Origin of the sequence: Mesorhizobium sp. M0491, assembly GCF_040321265.1 — a bacterium.
GTDB lineage: Bacteria > Pseudomonadota > Alphaproteobacteria > Rhizobiales > Rhizobiaceae > Mesorhizobium.
Map to the genome: position 1 here is coordinate 153455 of NZ_JAMYRE010000010.1, position 13961 is coordinate 167415.

15 protein-coding genes are annotated in these 13961 nt (G+C 60.6%); 8 read left to right on the forward strand and 7 right to left on the reverse strand.

Translation table 11 applies throughout. The annotated features are described in order from the left end of the window. Window positions 1-12: 12 nt before the first annotated feature. Both NKI69_RS15170 and NKI69_RS15175 read right to left on the reverse strand, forming a co-directional pair. On the reverse strand, window positions 13-837 hold the full coding sequence (locus tag NKI69_RS15170) for a L,D-transpeptidase (RefSeq protein WP_023812778.1): 825 nt from the start codon (window positions 835-837) through the stop codon (window positions 13-15). Between the two features lie 171 nt (window positions 838-1008). Next, on the reverse strand, window positions 1009-1671 hold the full coding sequence (locus NKI69_RS15175; protein ID WP_023812779.1) for a haloacid dehalogenase type II: 663 nt from the start codon (window positions 1669-1671) through the stop codon (window positions 1009-1011). A gap of 157 nt (window positions 1672-1828) precedes the next feature. On the opposite strand from NKI69_RS15175, the gene NKI69_RS15180 reads away from it, so the two are divergent. The 4 genes from NKI69_RS15180 to NKI69_RS15195 all read left to right on the forward strand — a co-directional run bounded on the left by NKI69_RS15180 (window position 1829) and on the right by NKI69_RS15195 (window position 5134). Then, complete coding sequence (locus NKI69_RS15180; protein WP_023812780.1) at window positions 1829-2707, forward strand: branched-chain amino acid aminotransferase; 879 nt, start codon at window positions 1829-1831, stop codon at window positions 2705-2707. Window positions 2708-2813: 106 nt separating this feature from the next. After that, window positions 2814-3410, forward strand: coding sequence for a superoxide dismutase (locus NKI69_RS15185; RefSeq protein WP_023812781.1), 597 nt, complete (start codon window positions 2814-2816; stop codon window positions 3408-3410). Window positions 3411-3736: 326 nt separating this feature from the next. Next, window positions 3737-4174, forward strand: coding sequence for a c-type cytochrome (locus tag NKI69_RS15190; protein ID WP_023812782.1), 438 nt, complete (start codon window positions 3737-3739; stop codon window positions 4172-4174). A 9-nt stretch (window positions 4175-4183) separates the two neighbouring features. After that, window positions 4184-5134, forward strand: a complete 951-nt coding sequence (locus NKI69_RS15195) for a cytochrome c (RefSeq protein WP_023812783.1) — start codon at window positions 4184-4186, stop codon at window positions 5132-5134. On the opposite strand, the gene NKI69_RS15200 is transcribed toward NKI69_RS15195, so the two are convergent. The 3 genes from NKI69_RS15200 to NKI69_RS15210 all read right to left on the reverse strand — a co-directional run bounded on the left by NKI69_RS15200 (window position 5131) and on the right by NKI69_RS15210 (window position 8443). After that, window positions 5131-5538 (reverse strand): SET domain-containing protein, encoded by a 408-nt coding sequence (locus NKI69_RS15200; protein WP_023812784.1) that lies wholly within the window; start codon window positions 5536-5538, stop codon window positions 5131-5133. The two genes, NKI69_RS15195 and NKI69_RS15200, sit on opposite strands and share 4 nt — an antisense overlap. A gap of 158 nt (window positions 5539-5696) precedes the next feature. After that, window positions 5697-6323: a LysE family translocator gene (locus NKI69_RS15205; RefSeq protein WP_023812785.1), complete on the reverse strand. Its 627-nt coding sequence runs from the start codon at window positions 6321-6323 to the stop codon at window positions 5697-5699. Continuing rightward, on the reverse strand, window positions 6320-8443 hold the full coding sequence (locus NKI69_RS15210) for a S9 family peptidase (protein WP_352721833.1): 2124 nt from the start codon (window positions 8441-8443) through the stop codon (window positions 6320-6322). Before NKI69_RS15210 ends, NKI69_RS15205 begins: the two co-directional genes overlap by 4 nt. A gap of 181 nt (window positions 8444-8624) precedes the next feature. On the opposite strand from NKI69_RS15210, the gene NKI69_RS15215 reads away from it, so the two are divergent. Both NKI69_RS15215 and NKI69_RS15220 read left to right on the forward strand, forming a co-directional pair. Further along, window positions 8625-8993, forward strand: coding sequence for an SH3 domain-containing protein (locus tag NKI69_RS15215; RefSeq protein ID WP_023812787.1), 369 nt, complete (start codon window positions 8625-8627; stop codon window positions 8991-8993). Between the two features lie 439 nt (window positions 8994-9432). Next, window positions 9433-9858 carry a Ros/MucR family transcriptional regulator gene (locus NKI69_RS15220; protein WP_013532660.1) on the forward strand — a complete coding sequence of 142 codons (426 nt, stop codon included), beginning with the start codon at window positions 9433-9435 and terminating at the stop codon, window positions 9856-9858. 171 nt (window positions 9859-10029) lie between these two features. Here NKI69_RS15220 and NKI69_RS15225 read toward each other — a convergent pair whose 3' ends face one another. Together NKI69_RS15225 and NKI69_RS15230 are read right to left on the reverse strand one after the other, a co-directional pair. Next, window positions 10030-10458 (reverse strand): SufE family protein, encoded by a 429-nt coding sequence (locus tag NKI69_RS15225; RefSeq protein WP_023812788.1) that lies wholly within the window; start codon window positions 10456-10458, stop codon window positions 10030-10032. A 99-nt stretch (window positions 10459-10557) separates the two neighbouring features. Next, a complete protein-coding gene (locus tag NKI69_RS15230) occupies window positions 10558-10911 on the reverse strand; it encodes a DUF5330 domain-containing protein (protein WP_023812789.1) in 354 nt (117 codons plus the stop codon). A 536-nt stretch (window positions 10912-11447) separates the two neighbouring features. On the opposite strand from NKI69_RS15230, the gene NKI69_RS15235 reads away from it, so the two are divergent. After that, complete coding sequence (locus tag NKI69_RS15235; RefSeq protein WP_023812790.1) at window positions 11448-13178, forward strand: ATP-binding protein; 1731 nt, start codon at window positions 11448-11450, stop codon at window positions 13176-13178. After that, window positions 13153-13950 carry a peptidoglycan-binding domain-containing protein gene (locus NKI69_RS15240; protein ID WP_023812791.1) on the forward strand — a complete coding sequence of 266 codons (798 nt, stop codon included), beginning with the start codon at window positions 13153-13155 and terminating at the stop codon, window positions 13948-13950. The genes NKI69_RS15235 and NKI69_RS15240 overlap by 26 nt, the downstream gene beginning before the upstream one ends. The last annotated feature ends 11 nt before the right edge of the window (window positions 13951-13961 follow it).

Sequence of the window (13961 nt, forward strand, 5' to 3'; positions counted from 1 at the left end):
CCCTTCGCCTGCTCAGAAGATCGAATTGGTAATCGCCTTGACCGGTCCAAGTAGCACCGAACCGTCCGGCACGCCGGCGTCGATCGGGATCGCCTGTCGGTTGGCCGTCGCCACCATGGGTTGGCTGGCGTCGCTGGTCACGACGACCGGCGTCTTCGAGGGCACGCGATCATAGAGGTCGATAATGTCCTGGTTCATCAGACGCACGCAGCCTGACGATACCGACTTGCCGATCGACCGCCATTCAGGCGAGCCGTGCAGACGATAGAGCGTGTCGACATTGCCCTGGAACAGATAGAGCGCGCGTGCGCCGAGCGGGTTCTTCAGGCCGCCGGGCATGCCGCCATTGTCGGCGCTGTAGGGCTTCAATTCCGGCTGGCGGGCTATCATTTCGTCCGGCGGCGTCCACTTTGGCCATTTCTGCTTCCACTGAACGACGGCGTCGCCGGACCATTCGAAACCGGCGCGGCCAAGGCCGACGCCGTAGCGTATCGCCTGACCGCCTGGACGAACCAGATAAAGGAAGTGGCCGGTGGTATCGACGACTATGGTTCCCGGCTTCTGTCCCGTCGGGTCGGGAACGATCTGACGCAGGAACTGCGGATCGATCTTGTCGACGGGGATGGCCGGCAAATCGAAGCCGCCGTCGCTGACTGCCGCGTACATCGTCACATAATCGGTCAGGGGCGGTTCGACATAGGCTGGCGGCGGCGGCTCGACCGGGCCCGGCCCGGTAGTGGCGCATGCGGAAACCGCGATCGAAGCGGCGCCCAGGGCTGCGGCGTTGAGAAAGCCGCGACGGCTCAGGCGAAAAGATTCGATTTCGGTTATGGACATGGTTGCCTTCTTTAAGTCTCAAATCGCAACAAAGCGTGAATTCGCCGACAGTTCCGCGGGGTGCCTGACAACACCTGGGCCGATAGGCGGTTCCGATTCTGGCCCGAACGTGGGCAAACAAAGGCGAAGCTGTGACCGAGCCGCTACTGTGGCGCCAGAGACACAGGTCTCCTAGCTGCCGGGCACAAGGGCTTCGAGCGACGGCAGGATAAGGGCCGGTGGGAAATCCTGGTATTCTTCGGGCTGGTTGGAACGGTTGATCCACACCGTGCGAAAGCCGAATTTGGTGGCGCCTGCAATATCCCAGCGGTTGGAGGACTGGAAGGAAACCGCGCCGGGGTAGAGGCGCCAGCCGGTGGCGACCATATCGTAGACAGCCGGATCGGTCTTGAAGCGCCGCACCCTGTCGACGGAATAGATGTCATCCAGAACCTGGTCGAGCGCGGCGGATTTGACCGCTGCCTGCAGCATTTCGGGCGAACCGTTTGACAGAATCGCCAGCCTCGCTCCCGAAGCCTTGAGCGCCTTGAGCACGGCCGGCACTTCCGGATAGCAATCCAGCCGCCAGTAGGCATCCAGCAATATCGCCTTGAGACCGGGGTCGGCCGAGGGAACCTTGCGCAAGGCGAAATCGAGCGCCTGTTCGGTCAGTTGCCAGAAATCGGCATAGGCGCCCATCAGCGTGCGCACCCAGGAATATTCGAGCTGCTTGGCGCGCCAGATCTCGGACAACAATTGGCCGTCCGGCCCGATCCGGTCTGCATGACGGCGCACGGCGGCATGCACGTCGAACAGCGTGCCATAGGCGTCGAAGACATAGGCGGCGTATTGCATGACAACAGTTTTGAGGGCAGGTGCGACAAGGTGCAAGCTTTGATTGCATTGCGCCCCGGCACTGGCCTCAACAAAACTCCATGATGCCGGTTGACGGCGCCCGCCAAAGCATCTTCCAATGGCCGTCACACGAGACCGATTGAGGCGGGACGACACGATGACACTGGCGGCTGCGGCGCAATCCGCGACATGGACTTTCGTCGATGGTGATTGGCACGAGGGCAACGTCGCCATTCTGGGGCCGCGCAGCCACGCCATGTGGCTCGGCACTAGCGTGTTCGACGGTGGCCGCTGGTTCGAAGGCGTGGCGCCGGATCTCGACCTCCATGCCGCCAGGGTGAATTCCTCGGCGATCGCGCTCGGCCTGAAGCCGAACATGAGCGCCGACAAGATCGTCGGGCTGACATGGGATGGGTTGAAGAAGTTCGACGGCAAGACGGCGGTCTATATCAGGCCGATGTACTGGGCCGAGCATGGCGGCTATATGGGCGTGCCGGCCGATCCCGCCTCGACCCGCTTCTGCCTTTGCCTCTATGAATCACCGATGATTCCGGCGACTGGCTTTTCGGTGACCGTGTCGCCGTTCCGGCGTCCGACCATCGAAACCATGCCGACCAACGCCAAGGCCGGCTGCCTTTACCCCAACAACGGTCGGGCCATTCTCGAAGCCAAGATGCGCGGCTTCGACAACGCAATGGTGCTCGACATGCTGGGCAACGTCGCCGAGACCGGAACCTCGAACATCTTCCTGGTCAAGGACGGTCACGTCTTTACGCCTGCGCCGAACGGCACCTTCCTGTCCGGCATCACCCGCTCGCGCACGATAACGCTGCTCGGCGAATATGGCTTCAGGACCACGGAAAAGACGCTGTCGGTGCGAGATTTCCTCGAAGCGGACGAAATTTTTTCGACCGGGAACCATTCCAAGGTGGTGCCGGTCACGCGTATCGAGGATCGCAATCTGCAACCCGGGCCGGTGGCCAAAAAGGCGCGCGAACTCTATTGGGCTTGGGCGCATTCGACTTCCCCTGCTTGAGCGGATAAAAAGGCGACCGACGCTTCTTCCGGAGTTGTCCCAATCCATTCCAGACCTATCTTACTCCGGTATCGACACCGGATTTTTCCACGAGGGAGTACTATCCATGGCCTTTGAATTGCCCGCTCTGCCTTACGACTATGAGGCCTTGCAGCCTTACATGTCGAAAGAGACGCTGGAATATCACCACGACAAGCACCACAAGGCGTATGTCGATAACGGAAACAAGCTCGCCGCCGAGGCCGGCTTGGGTGATCTGTCGGTCGAAGAGGTGGTCAAGCAGTCGTTCGGCAAGAATGCCGGCCTCTTCAACAATGCTGCCCAGCACTACAACCATATCCATTTCTGGAAGTGGATGAAGAAAGGCGGCGGCGGCAACAAGCTGCCGGGCGCCTTGCAGAAGGCAGTCGATAGCGATCTTGGTGGCTATGACAAGTTCAAGGCCGACTTCATTGCCGCCGGCACGACTCAGTTCGGTTCCGGCTGGGCCTGGGTCTCGGTCAAGGATGGCAAGCTGGCGATCTCGAAGACGCCGAACGGCGAGAACCCGCTCGTTCATGGCGCGTCGCCGATCCTTGGCGTCGATGTCTGGGAGCACTCCTATTACATCGACTATCGCAACGCCCGGCCGAAATATCTCGAGGCGTTCGTCGATAGCCTGATCAACTGGGACCATGTCCTCGAATTGTACGAAAAGGCCTGATGCATGTTGCCCAAAAGTGCGCAGCGGTTTTGGGATAACGACATGCACGAAAACAAAGACTCAAACCGCGTCGTTCGAGTCCGCTTGAACACAGCGCGTTTGATGTCCTGATCGATCGTAGAGAAGCCCCGCGCGATGAACTGCTCCCCCGAAGGTTGATGCCCAACTTTCGGGGGGCAGTTCATCGAGCGGGGCTTTTCTTTTTCTGCGTCGAGATTCCCGTAACAACAAAGGTCTGGCAAAAATCATCAGGGGGAAGGGAATTTTCCCCCTGATGCATCCGTTAACGTCCTGTCCCGAAATGCCTTCATCATGGAGCCAATTGAATGAGAAAGCTTGTTATCGCCATCTCTATGCTCGCACTCGCGGCCTCGGCGGCTTTTGCCGACCCGATCCTCGATCGGCAGGCACTGATGAAGGAACGCGGAAAGATCGTCGGCGGCCTGTCGAAAGTGGTCAAGGGCGAGGAACCCTTTGATGCGGCGGCTGTGTTGACGCAACTTCAGGCGCTGCAGGCGAATGCCGACAAATTCGATGCCGATGCGCTGTTCCCGGCCGGCAGCGACACCGGCGACACCACGGCCTCGCCGAAGATCTGGGAAGACATGGCTGGCTTCAAGGCAGCGGAGGACAAATATCTCGCCGACGTCAAGGCTGCGGTCGCTGCGGCTCCCGCCGATGCCGACGCGCTGAAGGCGCAAGTCGGCGCTATCGGCTCCGATTGCGGCACCTGCCATCAAGGCTACAGAATCAAGAAGGGCTGATCACCAGCCATGGCGTGGCTGAAAAAACTTGTCGGCGCCGTCGTCATTCTGGGCGGCGTCGGCGCGGTTGCCGGGTGGGTCCTGTCGGCGCCGGTGAGGCTCGACAGGGAAACTCTGGCCAAGCTCGGTCCTGGCGACGCTGCCAAGGGCAAGCGCATCTTTTATGCCGGCGGTTGCACATCCTGCCATGCAAAGCCGGGCTCACAGGGCGACACGCGGCTTCAGCTCGTTGGGGGCCTCGAACTCAAGACGCCCTTCGGAACCTTCGTGCCGCCCAACATTTCGCAAGATCCCAAGGACGGTATCGGCGCATGGTCTGTCGAGGACCTCGCCAATGCCATGCTGAAGGGCGTGTCGCCTTCTGGTGAGCATTTTTATCCGGCGTTTCCCTATGCATCCTACGCGCGCATGAATCCGGCCGACATTGGCGATCTCTATGCCTTCTTGAAGACGTTGCCGGCCGTCGCCGGCAAGGCGCCGGGCAATTCGCTCGATTTCCCCTTCGATATCCGCCGCGGCATCGGCCTGTGGAAATTGCTCTACCTCAGCGACCAGCCGGTTGTTGCCTTCCCCGAAGGCACGCCTGATCCGGTGATATCAGGCCGCTACCTGGTCGAAGGGCCAGGCCATTGCGGCGAATGCCACACGCCGCGCGATCTTGCGGGCGGCACGAAGAAGAACGAATGGCTGGCGGGCGCCGTGGCCGCGGAAGGCAGTGGCGTCGTGCCGAACATCACATCAGGCGAGGGCGGTCTCGCCGAATGGTCGGAGGCAGATATCGCCAACTATCTCGAAACCGGCTTCACGCCCGATTTCGATTCGGTCGGCGGCGCCATGGTCGACGTCCAGCGGAACATGGCCGAACTGACGCCGCAGGACCGTGCGGCCATCGCCGCCTATCTGAAGGCGATCCCGGCGCATCCAAACGGCTATCCGGCCCGCAAGAAGACGGCGAACTAGACCGGGTCTGCGGATAACAGGTGGCGGTCGCCGAGAAAATCGAAGCCCGTTTCGAAGAAATGGTTGTAGTTGCAGGTCAGCTCTTCGCCAGGCGCGATGTCGCGCAGCGCAAAGCTCTCCTCGGGTGAGGAGACGTCGCAGTTCGGCTCGTCGGCATGGTTCATATAGCGCGCGTCGTCGGCTTCGAAGACGATGTAGTTCGGATCGCGGCGGTCGGGATAGGAGTAGCGATCGAGATAGCTCTTCACCGGGCCGGCCACGCGCTCATAAGTCTCGACCTCGATGAGCCGATCGAACCTTGGGTCCAGCTTCCAGATCAGAGTGCCGCGAGGAATGTGGTTCTTGGCAAAGACGCCGATTCCCTGGATAGGCGATTTGTCGAGATAGACGTCGACGAGCAGCATAATGGACCTTTACGCGATTGGAGGCTGTCAGGCCGGGAAAAGCCGCGCACTGGGTAGCGCGCGGTCACCGCAATTGCGAGTGAAAATGAGCAACGGGAACTTCAAAAAGTCCTGATCACCCAGCCCTCCGGAAAGGGCGCGTCGATCATCGTCTGGAGTCAGCGTTGCTGCAGCGCCAGACGGACGCCCAAAGCGCAGTAGATGCCGCCGACAACTTTGCCCTGCCATCGTAACACTGACGGATTTCGGCGCAGGAGCGTGCCGAGCCGGCCAGCGCTCACGGCAAAGACGACCGTGCTGAAAAGGCCCAGTACGACGAAGATGACCCCCAACGCGGCCATCTGAAGCATCACCGTTCCGTTTTCAGGCCGCACGAACTGAGGCAGGAAGGCGAGGAAGAACAGAGCGGTTTTGGGGTTGAGCACTTCGGTCAGGACAGCCTGTCGAAACGCCTTGCCGGCAGAGATCGCAAGCGCGCCGGCAGCCGGATTGGCCGGTGTTTTCTCCATGATCGCGCGAATGCCGAGATAGATCAGGTAGGCCGCGCCGATGTACTTTATGACGATGAACAGCGTCGCCGACGCGGCGATGACCGCCGATATGCCGATCATCGCCATGACGGTGTGAAAGACATCGCCGGCAGCGATCCCGGCGCCCGTCGCGATGCCGACCTTGGTTCCGGAACTCGTTGCCCGGGCGATCGTCAGCAGGGTGGCGGGGCCTGGAATGAAGACGAAGCCGAAAACGACCGCGATGTAAGCGATCAGAGTGGTGAGGTCGATCATTTGTTGGTTGCTCCCGTAGGCTGCGCCTTGCCCATCACTTTCAGCGCGAAGGAATAGGTGTAGGCGATCTCTTCCAGCCGCGAAAACCGGCCGGAAGCGCCGGCATGGCCCGAATCCATGTTGATCTTGAACAGAACCGGATTGTCCCCGCTCTTGCGATCACGCAGGCGGGCCACCCATTTGGCCGGTTCCCAGTAGGTGACGCGCGGATCGGTGAGACCGGCCAGCGCCAGGATCGGCGGATAGTCGTGATCAGCGACATTGTCATAGGGCGAGTAGGCGGCAATGGTCCGGTAGTCGTCGGCGGACGCGATCGGATTGCCCCATTCGGGCCATTCCGGCGGCGTCAGCGGCAGGGTCGCATCGAGCATGGTGGTGAGCACATCGACGAAGGGAACCTCGGCGACAATGCCGCCAAAACAATCCGGCGCCATGTTGGCGACGGCACCCATCAGCATGCCGCCGGCCGAACCGCCCTGCGCGACGATACGGTCATGCGCCGTGTAACGCTCCGTGACCAGATGGCGCGCGACGGCGATGAAATCGGTGAACGTGTTCATCTTGTTCTCCCGCTTGCCCTCATCGTACCAGCCATAGCCCTTGTCCTTGCCGCCGCGAACGTGAGCGATGGCGAAGACGAAGCCACGGTCGACCAGCGAGAACCAGTTGGTGTTGAAGGCGGCCGGCACGGTGATGCCATAGGAGCCGTAGCCATAAAGCAGGCAAGGTGCGGATCCATCCAGCGGCGTGTCGCGATGATGCAAAAGCGAGATCGGCACCAGTTCGCCGTCGCTGGCCGGCGCCATCAGGCGCCGCGTGACATAGTGGTCCGCATCATGGCCGGACGGCACTTCCTGGGTCTTCAGCAGCACCCGCTCGCGGGTGCGCATATTGTAGTCGAACACCTGCGCCGGCGTCGTCATCGACGAGTAGGAAAAGCGCATGATCTCGGTGTCGTACTCATAAGAACCCGACAGTCCGAGCGAGAAGGCCTCCTCGTCGAGGGACAGAAGATGCTCCTCGCCGCTGATCCGGTCGCGCACGACGATGCGCGGCAGGCCTTCCTTGCGTTCGAGCCGGACCATGTGGTCCCTGAAGCCGATCACCGACAGGATCAGCCGACCGGGCTCATGCGGCACCAGTTCCTGCCAGTTGGCGCGCACGGGATCGCCCGCCGGTGCCGTCATGATCTTGAAGTCCTTGGCGCCGTCGGCATTGGTCAGGATGAAGAAGATATCGCCGCCTTCTTCCAACTCGTACTGAAGGCCAATCTCGCGCGGCGACACCAGTTTCGGCTCGGCAAACGGATCGTCGGCGCGCATCAGGCGGTATTCCGAGGTCTCGTGATCGTTGATGCCGATCATGATCCACTCGTTGTTGCGGGTGCCGTCGACATTCATGAAGAAGCCGGGATCGGTTTCCTCATAGATCAGCCGGTCGCTTTGCGGGCTGTCGCCAAGCGCATGGAACAGCACCTTCGACGGGCGGTGGTTGGGATCGAGACGTGTATAGAAGAAGCCGTCATTGCCGGCGTTCCAGACACCTGAACCGCCGGTGTCGGGGATCTGGTCCTCAAGCTCCCTGCCGTCGGCAAGGTCACGCACGCGAAGCGTGTAGAATTCGGAGCCCTTGTCGTCGAATGCCCAAAGCAGCCTTGCGTGGTCGGCCGAATGGTCGACACCACCAAGACGGAAATAGGCCTTGCCCGCGGCCTCTGCGTCGCCATCGAGCAGGATATGCTCGGCACCGCCGTCGCGTGGCATACGGAAATAGCGCGGCTGCTCGCCACCAAGCTTGAAGGACGAGCCATAGGCATAGGGTCCGTCCTTCATCGGCACGGAAGAATCGTCTTCCTTGATACGGCCCTTCATCTCCTTGAAAAGCTGCTTCTGCAGTTCGGCCGTGTCGGCCATCAGCTTCGACTGGTACGCGTTCTCCGCCTCGAGTTCTGCGCGGATTCCCGCATCAAGCAATGACGGGTCGCGGAACATCTCCTGCCAATTGCCGGCCCGCAGCCAGGCATAGTCGTCGGTTCGCGTGATGCCGTGATGCGTGTCGGAAACCGGCCGCTTCTCGGGCGTAGGCGGGCTGACGATCGGAAATATGGATGTCTTGGTCATTGCGTCTCGCTTTGCCAGTATCTTGAATGGGCCAGTATCTTGAATAGGCCAGTATCTTGAATGGACCATCTCAAATGGAGAAAGATCTTGAACGGCGAATGAACACGCCACTCAGGGCAGGTTCAAGAGCCACAGCGTATGGGTTGTGTCGGCTCCAGGAGATGAGCCGGGAGGAGAGATGATGACTATTTGGTCTCGGACTGCTGCGGCTTTCGCCGTTGCTTCACTAACTCTGGCCTTTGCCGGCCAGTCTCATGCGACCGTATTCGCGGCTTGGCAAGTGGCCAATGTGCCGTTCGGCGATACGCTCAACGTACGCAAATACCCTTCGGGCACATCCCAGAAGCAGGCGGGATATCCGAACGGGACCGTTCTGCAGATGACCGGGCGATGCACCGGCGGAATAAACCTGCTCGACATCGCCAACCAGCCGGCATGGAAGCAGGAACAGAAGATTCGCTATCGCTGGTGCGAAGTCTGGCATGATCCGGCCCAGAACGGCAATTTCATCACCGGCTGGGCCTATGGCAAATACATCACCCCGCATTGATTGACGCGGCAGCAATCAGCCGATCGGTTGGATGACAGGCATGCATGATGCTTGCGTATGACCACGGCAACCTACGGTTTTGTGGATAAATGTGAACAACCAATATTGCTCGGGCGATAGCCAAGCAAGATCAAACATTAAAACCCGTGTCGTGAGTTGCCACGAATGTAACGGCGATCTGACGTTACGTCAGCCGCCGCCGGCGGAGCGCGAAATATCGATAAATTACACAATGCACGAAAGATTGAAGCTGATCGTGGAATAATTGATCAATATCGTTCAATATAGCGTAAGGGCCGAATTGACTTACTTGGTCTGCGCGCTCATTGATGTGCCCGCGACACGAATCGTAGAAACTCTACCTGCACAAAATTCGTGCGATGCCCTGCTTGTAAAAAAGGGCGCAGATCGATGTAACTCTTGTTGGGGCCCGAAGACCATGGATATTGTCGAAACACCTTCCAGAAACAGCGATGCGCTGATCGAATTGACCGCCGATGTGGTGGCCGCCTATGTCAGCAACAATCCCGTGCCGGTCGGCGAATTGCCGAACCTGATATCCGATGTCCATGCTGCGCTCGGGCGTGTGGGCGGAACCGCCGAACAGCCGCCTGCCGACAAGCAGAAGCCGGCGGTCAACCCGAAGCGGTCGGTTCATGACGACTACATCGTTTGCCTTGAAGACGGCAAGAAGTTCAAGTCGCTGAAGCGTCATTTGATGACCCACTATGACCTGACACCGGATCAGTATCGCGAAAAGTGGAACCTTGACCCGACCTATCCGATGGTTGCACCCAACTATGCGGCTGCCCGGTCACAGCTTGCCAAGAAGATGGGCCTCGGCCGCAAGCGCAAAGCGCGGTAATCGCTGCCAGAGCAATTCCAGGAAAAATGTGAAACGGTTTTCCCGGGAAAGCGCATAGAGCTTTCCCTTGGGAATTGCGTTAAAATAAGCCAGATCGGATCGACATCAACGGCGCCTTCGGGCGCCGTTTGATTTTTGCGCGCCGCGACGCGCGGATCGGGTATGGAGGTGTCAGGCGGTCTGCTTGAGCGCTGCCTCGGCGTCGCGCTTGATGCGCTTGACCATCGAGCGAAGGCCGTTGGCGCGCTGCGGCGACAGATGTTCGTCGAGGCCGAGTTCTTTCAATGTCGCTTCCGCATCGGTCTGCTGGATTTCGCTGGCGGTCCTGCCGGAAAACAGCGCCAGCATGATCGCAACCAGTCCACGCACGATGTGAGCGTCCGAATCGCCGGTGAAGGTGACGATCGGGTCGGTCCCGGCTCCGCGTTCGGTGGTCAGCCAGACCTGGCTCACGCATCCCGGCACCTTGTTGGCGGTGCTGCGCTGCTCGTCGGGAAATGGCGGCAGCGCCTCGCCGAGTTCGATGACATAGCGATAGCGGTCTTCCCATTCCTCGAGGAACGAAAAATCGTCGCGGATCGTCTGGATCGTGGTGGTCATGGCCCGGATATAGTCACGCGGCGGCGCCGCGTCACGGAAAAACAAGGACACCGCGGGCGTCGAGAGGGCAGACAGCCCGCGGTGCGCCGTCGAAACGGCTTAATTCTGAGGCGGCAGGTTGACGGTCTCGGGCAAGACGATTTCTTCGGGCAGGCTGCCGGTCATCGTGGATGTGTCGGGGCTGGCGGCGGACTTGTCGTCCATTATCGCTGCCGCGATCTTGGCGGTCTCCTTGGCGCGGGCGGTGATGGTGTGCATTGCCGACTTGCCGGTCTCGCAGACATCGGGCTTGCGTTCGCAAATGCCGGCGATATCGCCAACCGCTTCGCGTGCCGCAAACAAGGCCTGGATCGGCCCGACGCTTTCGCGGCCCGATTCATCGGGGCCGACAGTCAGCGGCAGCGCCAGCAGCACCAGCGAAAACCAGAAAGCCATTCTTATGAGGAAGACCATGCCCTTGCCCTCTCGTCGTGACCGGATCATGCATCCATATGGCATGACCTCTTTTGTAGGCAGGATCTTGGCACACAGGCGCAAAGGACGGCTTGCAGGCAAAGAGAGAATTTTCCTCAAATTTTAGGCAAATTCGAGACGAAGCGTTCTGCAATCGTTTTGTCTCAATTGCCAGTGATTTTCCTTAACAACAAATAACCATATATCCCCATGATTTTCCTGTATTTTTCTTGGAATGTGGAAGTCCGAGTGCCGTGTGCGTCTGTCCGATAGGTGCCGTCGCCGGATAACTCTCCGTTTACTATGGCTGCATTTGCCCGTGCTTTCGGCGGCCGGCATCCCGATATTTGCCGCAGGCCAGGGCCTTGGTCGGCCCTGCCTTATCCATTCCTTAAACGCTGGATGCGAGTTTCAAAGCCAACCAGAACCATCTGCAAAGCAGAGCTGTCCACGACAAGTGCGAGTGCGTTGAGTTGAGTTCAATCAAGGCCAGATACGTTGAATTGCCTGGCGCGATTTCTGCCGGTTGCGAACGTATGGTCCATCCGTCCATCCTTGGGCGGAGCGACCGCGAGCGCCAGCGCCGTTTCATCGGCGTCATGCTCGCCGCTCCTTTCTTTGCCGCCGGCGCCGCGGTCACGCTGGTCACTTCAGGCATGGGCGTTGCCGTCACCATGGCCGCCATCTTCGCCGCCTTTGGCCTGTGCTGGTTCGTCGCCTTGCTGGTGGCGGCGACCGGCAAGATGGCGATGGCGAGTCGGGTCGCCCTGGTGCTGGCCGGCATTTCGCTCGGCAGTCTCATTGCCGCCGCGGGCGGGTTGGGTTCGCCTGTCGCCATGCTTGTCTTGGCGCTGCCTTTCGAAGCCTGGTGGATCGGCGGCTCGCGACGTGCAGCACTGTGGGGAGCCGTGTCGGCCGCTGTCGCCATCCTGGCTCAGCCTTTGGCTGGAACCGTATTTCCTTTCGCAGGAGCGCAGATCGCGGCGTGGCACTGGCTGGTGCCGTTGGTGTGGGCGCTGACACTGATGCCGCGTGCATCGGCGTTTCAAAACACCGCCGACGCGGCTGTGGTCGACACTGCCGACCGGCTCGAAGACATCATCGATGCGGTGGTCTTGCGCGTTGCCCGTCATGGCGAGGTACTGGACGCGTCGCCAAAGGCCCGCACGCTTTTGAAACTGCCGCCCGAACTGCTGTCCGGAAACGGCCTCTTCGATCGCGTCCATCTGTCGGATCGCGTTTCCTATCTCAGCGCGATGGCCGACATGCGCGACGGTGCGCTGTCGCGCCGGCTCGAATTGCGCATCCGGCTGCCTCAGAACGGCAATAGCCTGACGGCCGACAATTACCGGCCGTTCTCGCTTGATCTGGTGCGTGGTGAGGAACAGGGTGACGTCTTTACGCTCGTCCTGCGCGAGAATGACGAGATCAGCCGGTTGCGCGAGGATCTCGCGGCGGCCAATGAGGCGGCCGCATCCGCCGAAGTGGCGAAGGGGCGCTTCCTGGCGGTGGTCAGCCACGAACTGCGCACGCCGTTGAATGCCATCATCGGCTTCTCGGATATGCTGCTGCACGAGATGTTCGGCGCCTTCAAGGATCCGCGCCAGAAGGAATATGTCGGCTTGGTACGGGATTCGGGCCAGCATCTGCTCGCCGTCGTAACCTCGATACTCGACGTGTCCAGGATTGAATCGGGCGTTTACGCGACCGAACCCGAGCCGTTCCGGTTCGCGGAAGCGGTCGACATGTGCCAGTCGATGATGCAACTGCAGGCGCAGGCCAAGAACATCGATCTGCGGGCGCAGATCGCGCCGGACGCCGGCGACATCAATGCCGATCAGCGCGCCGTGCAGCAGATGCTCATCAACCTGGTCTCCAACGCGATCAAGTTCACCCCCGACGGCGGCGACGTCGTCGTCGGTGCCAAGCGGATCGGTTCGCGCCTGCATTTCTGGGTCAGGGACACCGGCATCGGCATCGCCGAGGAGGATTTCGCCAATCTCGGCAAGCCCTTCATGCAGATCCAGAACGACTATACCCGCCGTTTCGAGGGGACTGGTCTTGGCCTTTCACTTGTCAAGGGTCTGGTGGCGCTCCACGAAGGCACGATGTCCATCGAAAGCATGCCGGGCGAGGGCACCACGGTGACCATCAGCCTGCCGGTGAACGGACCGAAGGGACATCAGGCGGAGAAGGCCGGCGTGCTGACCATGCCTGTAGCGATGGCGAAAGGGGACAGAAATGGCTCGCTCCGCAAAACAGGCTAAGGCGGTCAAGCGCCGCAGCAACGCCTTTCAGGACGGCGCTGTCGCCGTCGGCGGCATGATCTCGCGCAACCCTGTCCTGGTGGGCGGCTCGACGGCATTCCTGGTGACGCTGTTCTACGTCTCCGCAAATGCCTTGTGGTACCAGCCTTTCCCGCATGCCGGCGCATTCTTCGCGACCCGCAGCATTGCGGGTTTTCCGCACGCGGCGCCCGACGAGCCGGAAACGACGTTCAACATCGTGCGGCCATCCGGCGCGCCGGCACCGATCAAGGGCGATCCGGTTGTCGAGCAGGTGCAAGGCATATTGAAGGATCTCGATTTCTATTCGGGAACGGTCGACGGCATTTCCGGACCCAACACCCGCAAGGCTATCCAGGACTATCAGCAGAAGGTTGGGCTCAACACGTCCGGCGAGATCGACGCGCTTCTGCTCGATCAACTGGGCGCGACGCCGAAAACCGCTTCCGTGGTACCCAGGCCGCAGCCGCGTCCGGATACGCCGGCCGCCGTTCCGGTGTCTTTGCAGACAGGTTCGGGACAGACAAATTCCGGACAGGCGAATGCCGCGACGCAAGCGCCCGATGCCCGCATCGTCAAGATCCAGGCCGGGCTCAAGGCGTTCGGCAATGACGACATGCAGCTGGATGGTGTCGTCGGCGCGCGCACCAAGGCAGCGATCAAGGAATTCCAGTCGCTGTTCGGGCTGCCGCAGACCGGCGAGCCCGATGAGATCGTCTACGTCAAGATGCGCGAGATCGGCCTGACCAACTGACGGCTGAACGA

Coding starts and splice junctions, on each gene's coding strand:
- NKI69_RS15170 (WP_023812778.1), bottom strand. CDS start 837: ATGTCCATAACCGAAATCGAATCTTTTCGCCTGAGCCGTCGCGGCTTT.
- NKI69_RS15175 (WP_023812779.1), bottom strand. CDS start 1,671: ATGCAATACGCCGCCTATGTCTTCGACGCCTATGGCACGCTGTTCGAC.
- NKI69_RS15180 (WP_023812780.1), top strand. CDS start 1,829: ATGACACTGGCGGCTGCGGCGCAATCCGCGACATGGACTTTCGTCGAT.
- NKI69_RS15185 (WP_023812781.1), top strand. CDS start 2,814: ATGGCCTTTGAATTGCCCGCTCTGCCTTACGACTATGAGGCCTTGCAG.
- NKI69_RS15190 (WP_023812782.1), top strand. CDS start 3,737: ATGAGAAAGCTTGTTATCGCCATCTCTATGCTCGCACTCGCGGCCTCG.
- NKI69_RS15195 (WP_023812783.1), top strand. CDS start 4,184: ATGGCGTGGCTGAAAAAACTTGTCGGCGCCGTCGTCATTCTGGGCGGC.
- NKI69_RS15200 (WP_023812784.1), bottom strand. CDS start 5,538: ATGCTGCTCGTCGACGTCTATCTCGACAAATCGCCTATCCAGGGAATC.
- NKI69_RS15205 (WP_023812785.1), bottom strand. CDS start 6,323: ATGATCGACCTCACCACTCTGATCGCTTACATCGCGGTCGTTTTCGGC.
- NKI69_RS15210 (WP_352721833.1), bottom strand. CDS start 8,443: ATGACCAAGACATCCATATTTCCGATCGTCAGCCCGCCTACGCCCGAG.
- NKI69_RS15215 (WP_023812787.1), top strand. CDS start 8,625: ATGACTATTTGGTCTCGGACTGCTGCGGCTTTCGCCGTTGCTTCACTA.
- NKI69_RS15220 (WP_013532660.1), top strand. CDS start 9,433: ATGGATATTGTCGAAACACCTTCCAGAAACAGCGATGCGCTGATCGAA.
- NKI69_RS15225 (WP_023812788.1), bottom strand. CDS start 10,458: ATGACCACCACGATCCAGACGATCCGCGACGATTTTTCGTTCCTCGAG.
- NKI69_RS15230 (WP_023812789.1), bottom strand. CDS start 10,911: ATGGTCTTCCTCATAAGAATGGCTTTCTGGTTTTCGCTGGTGCTGCTG.
- NKI69_RS15235 (WP_023812790.1), top strand. CDS start 11,448: ATGGTCCATCCGTCCATCCTTGGGCGGAGCGACCGCGAGCGCCAGCGC.
- NKI69_RS15240 (WP_023812791.1), top strand. CDS start 13,153: ATGGCTCGCTCCGCAAAACAGGCTAAGGCGGTCAAGCGCCGCAGCAAC.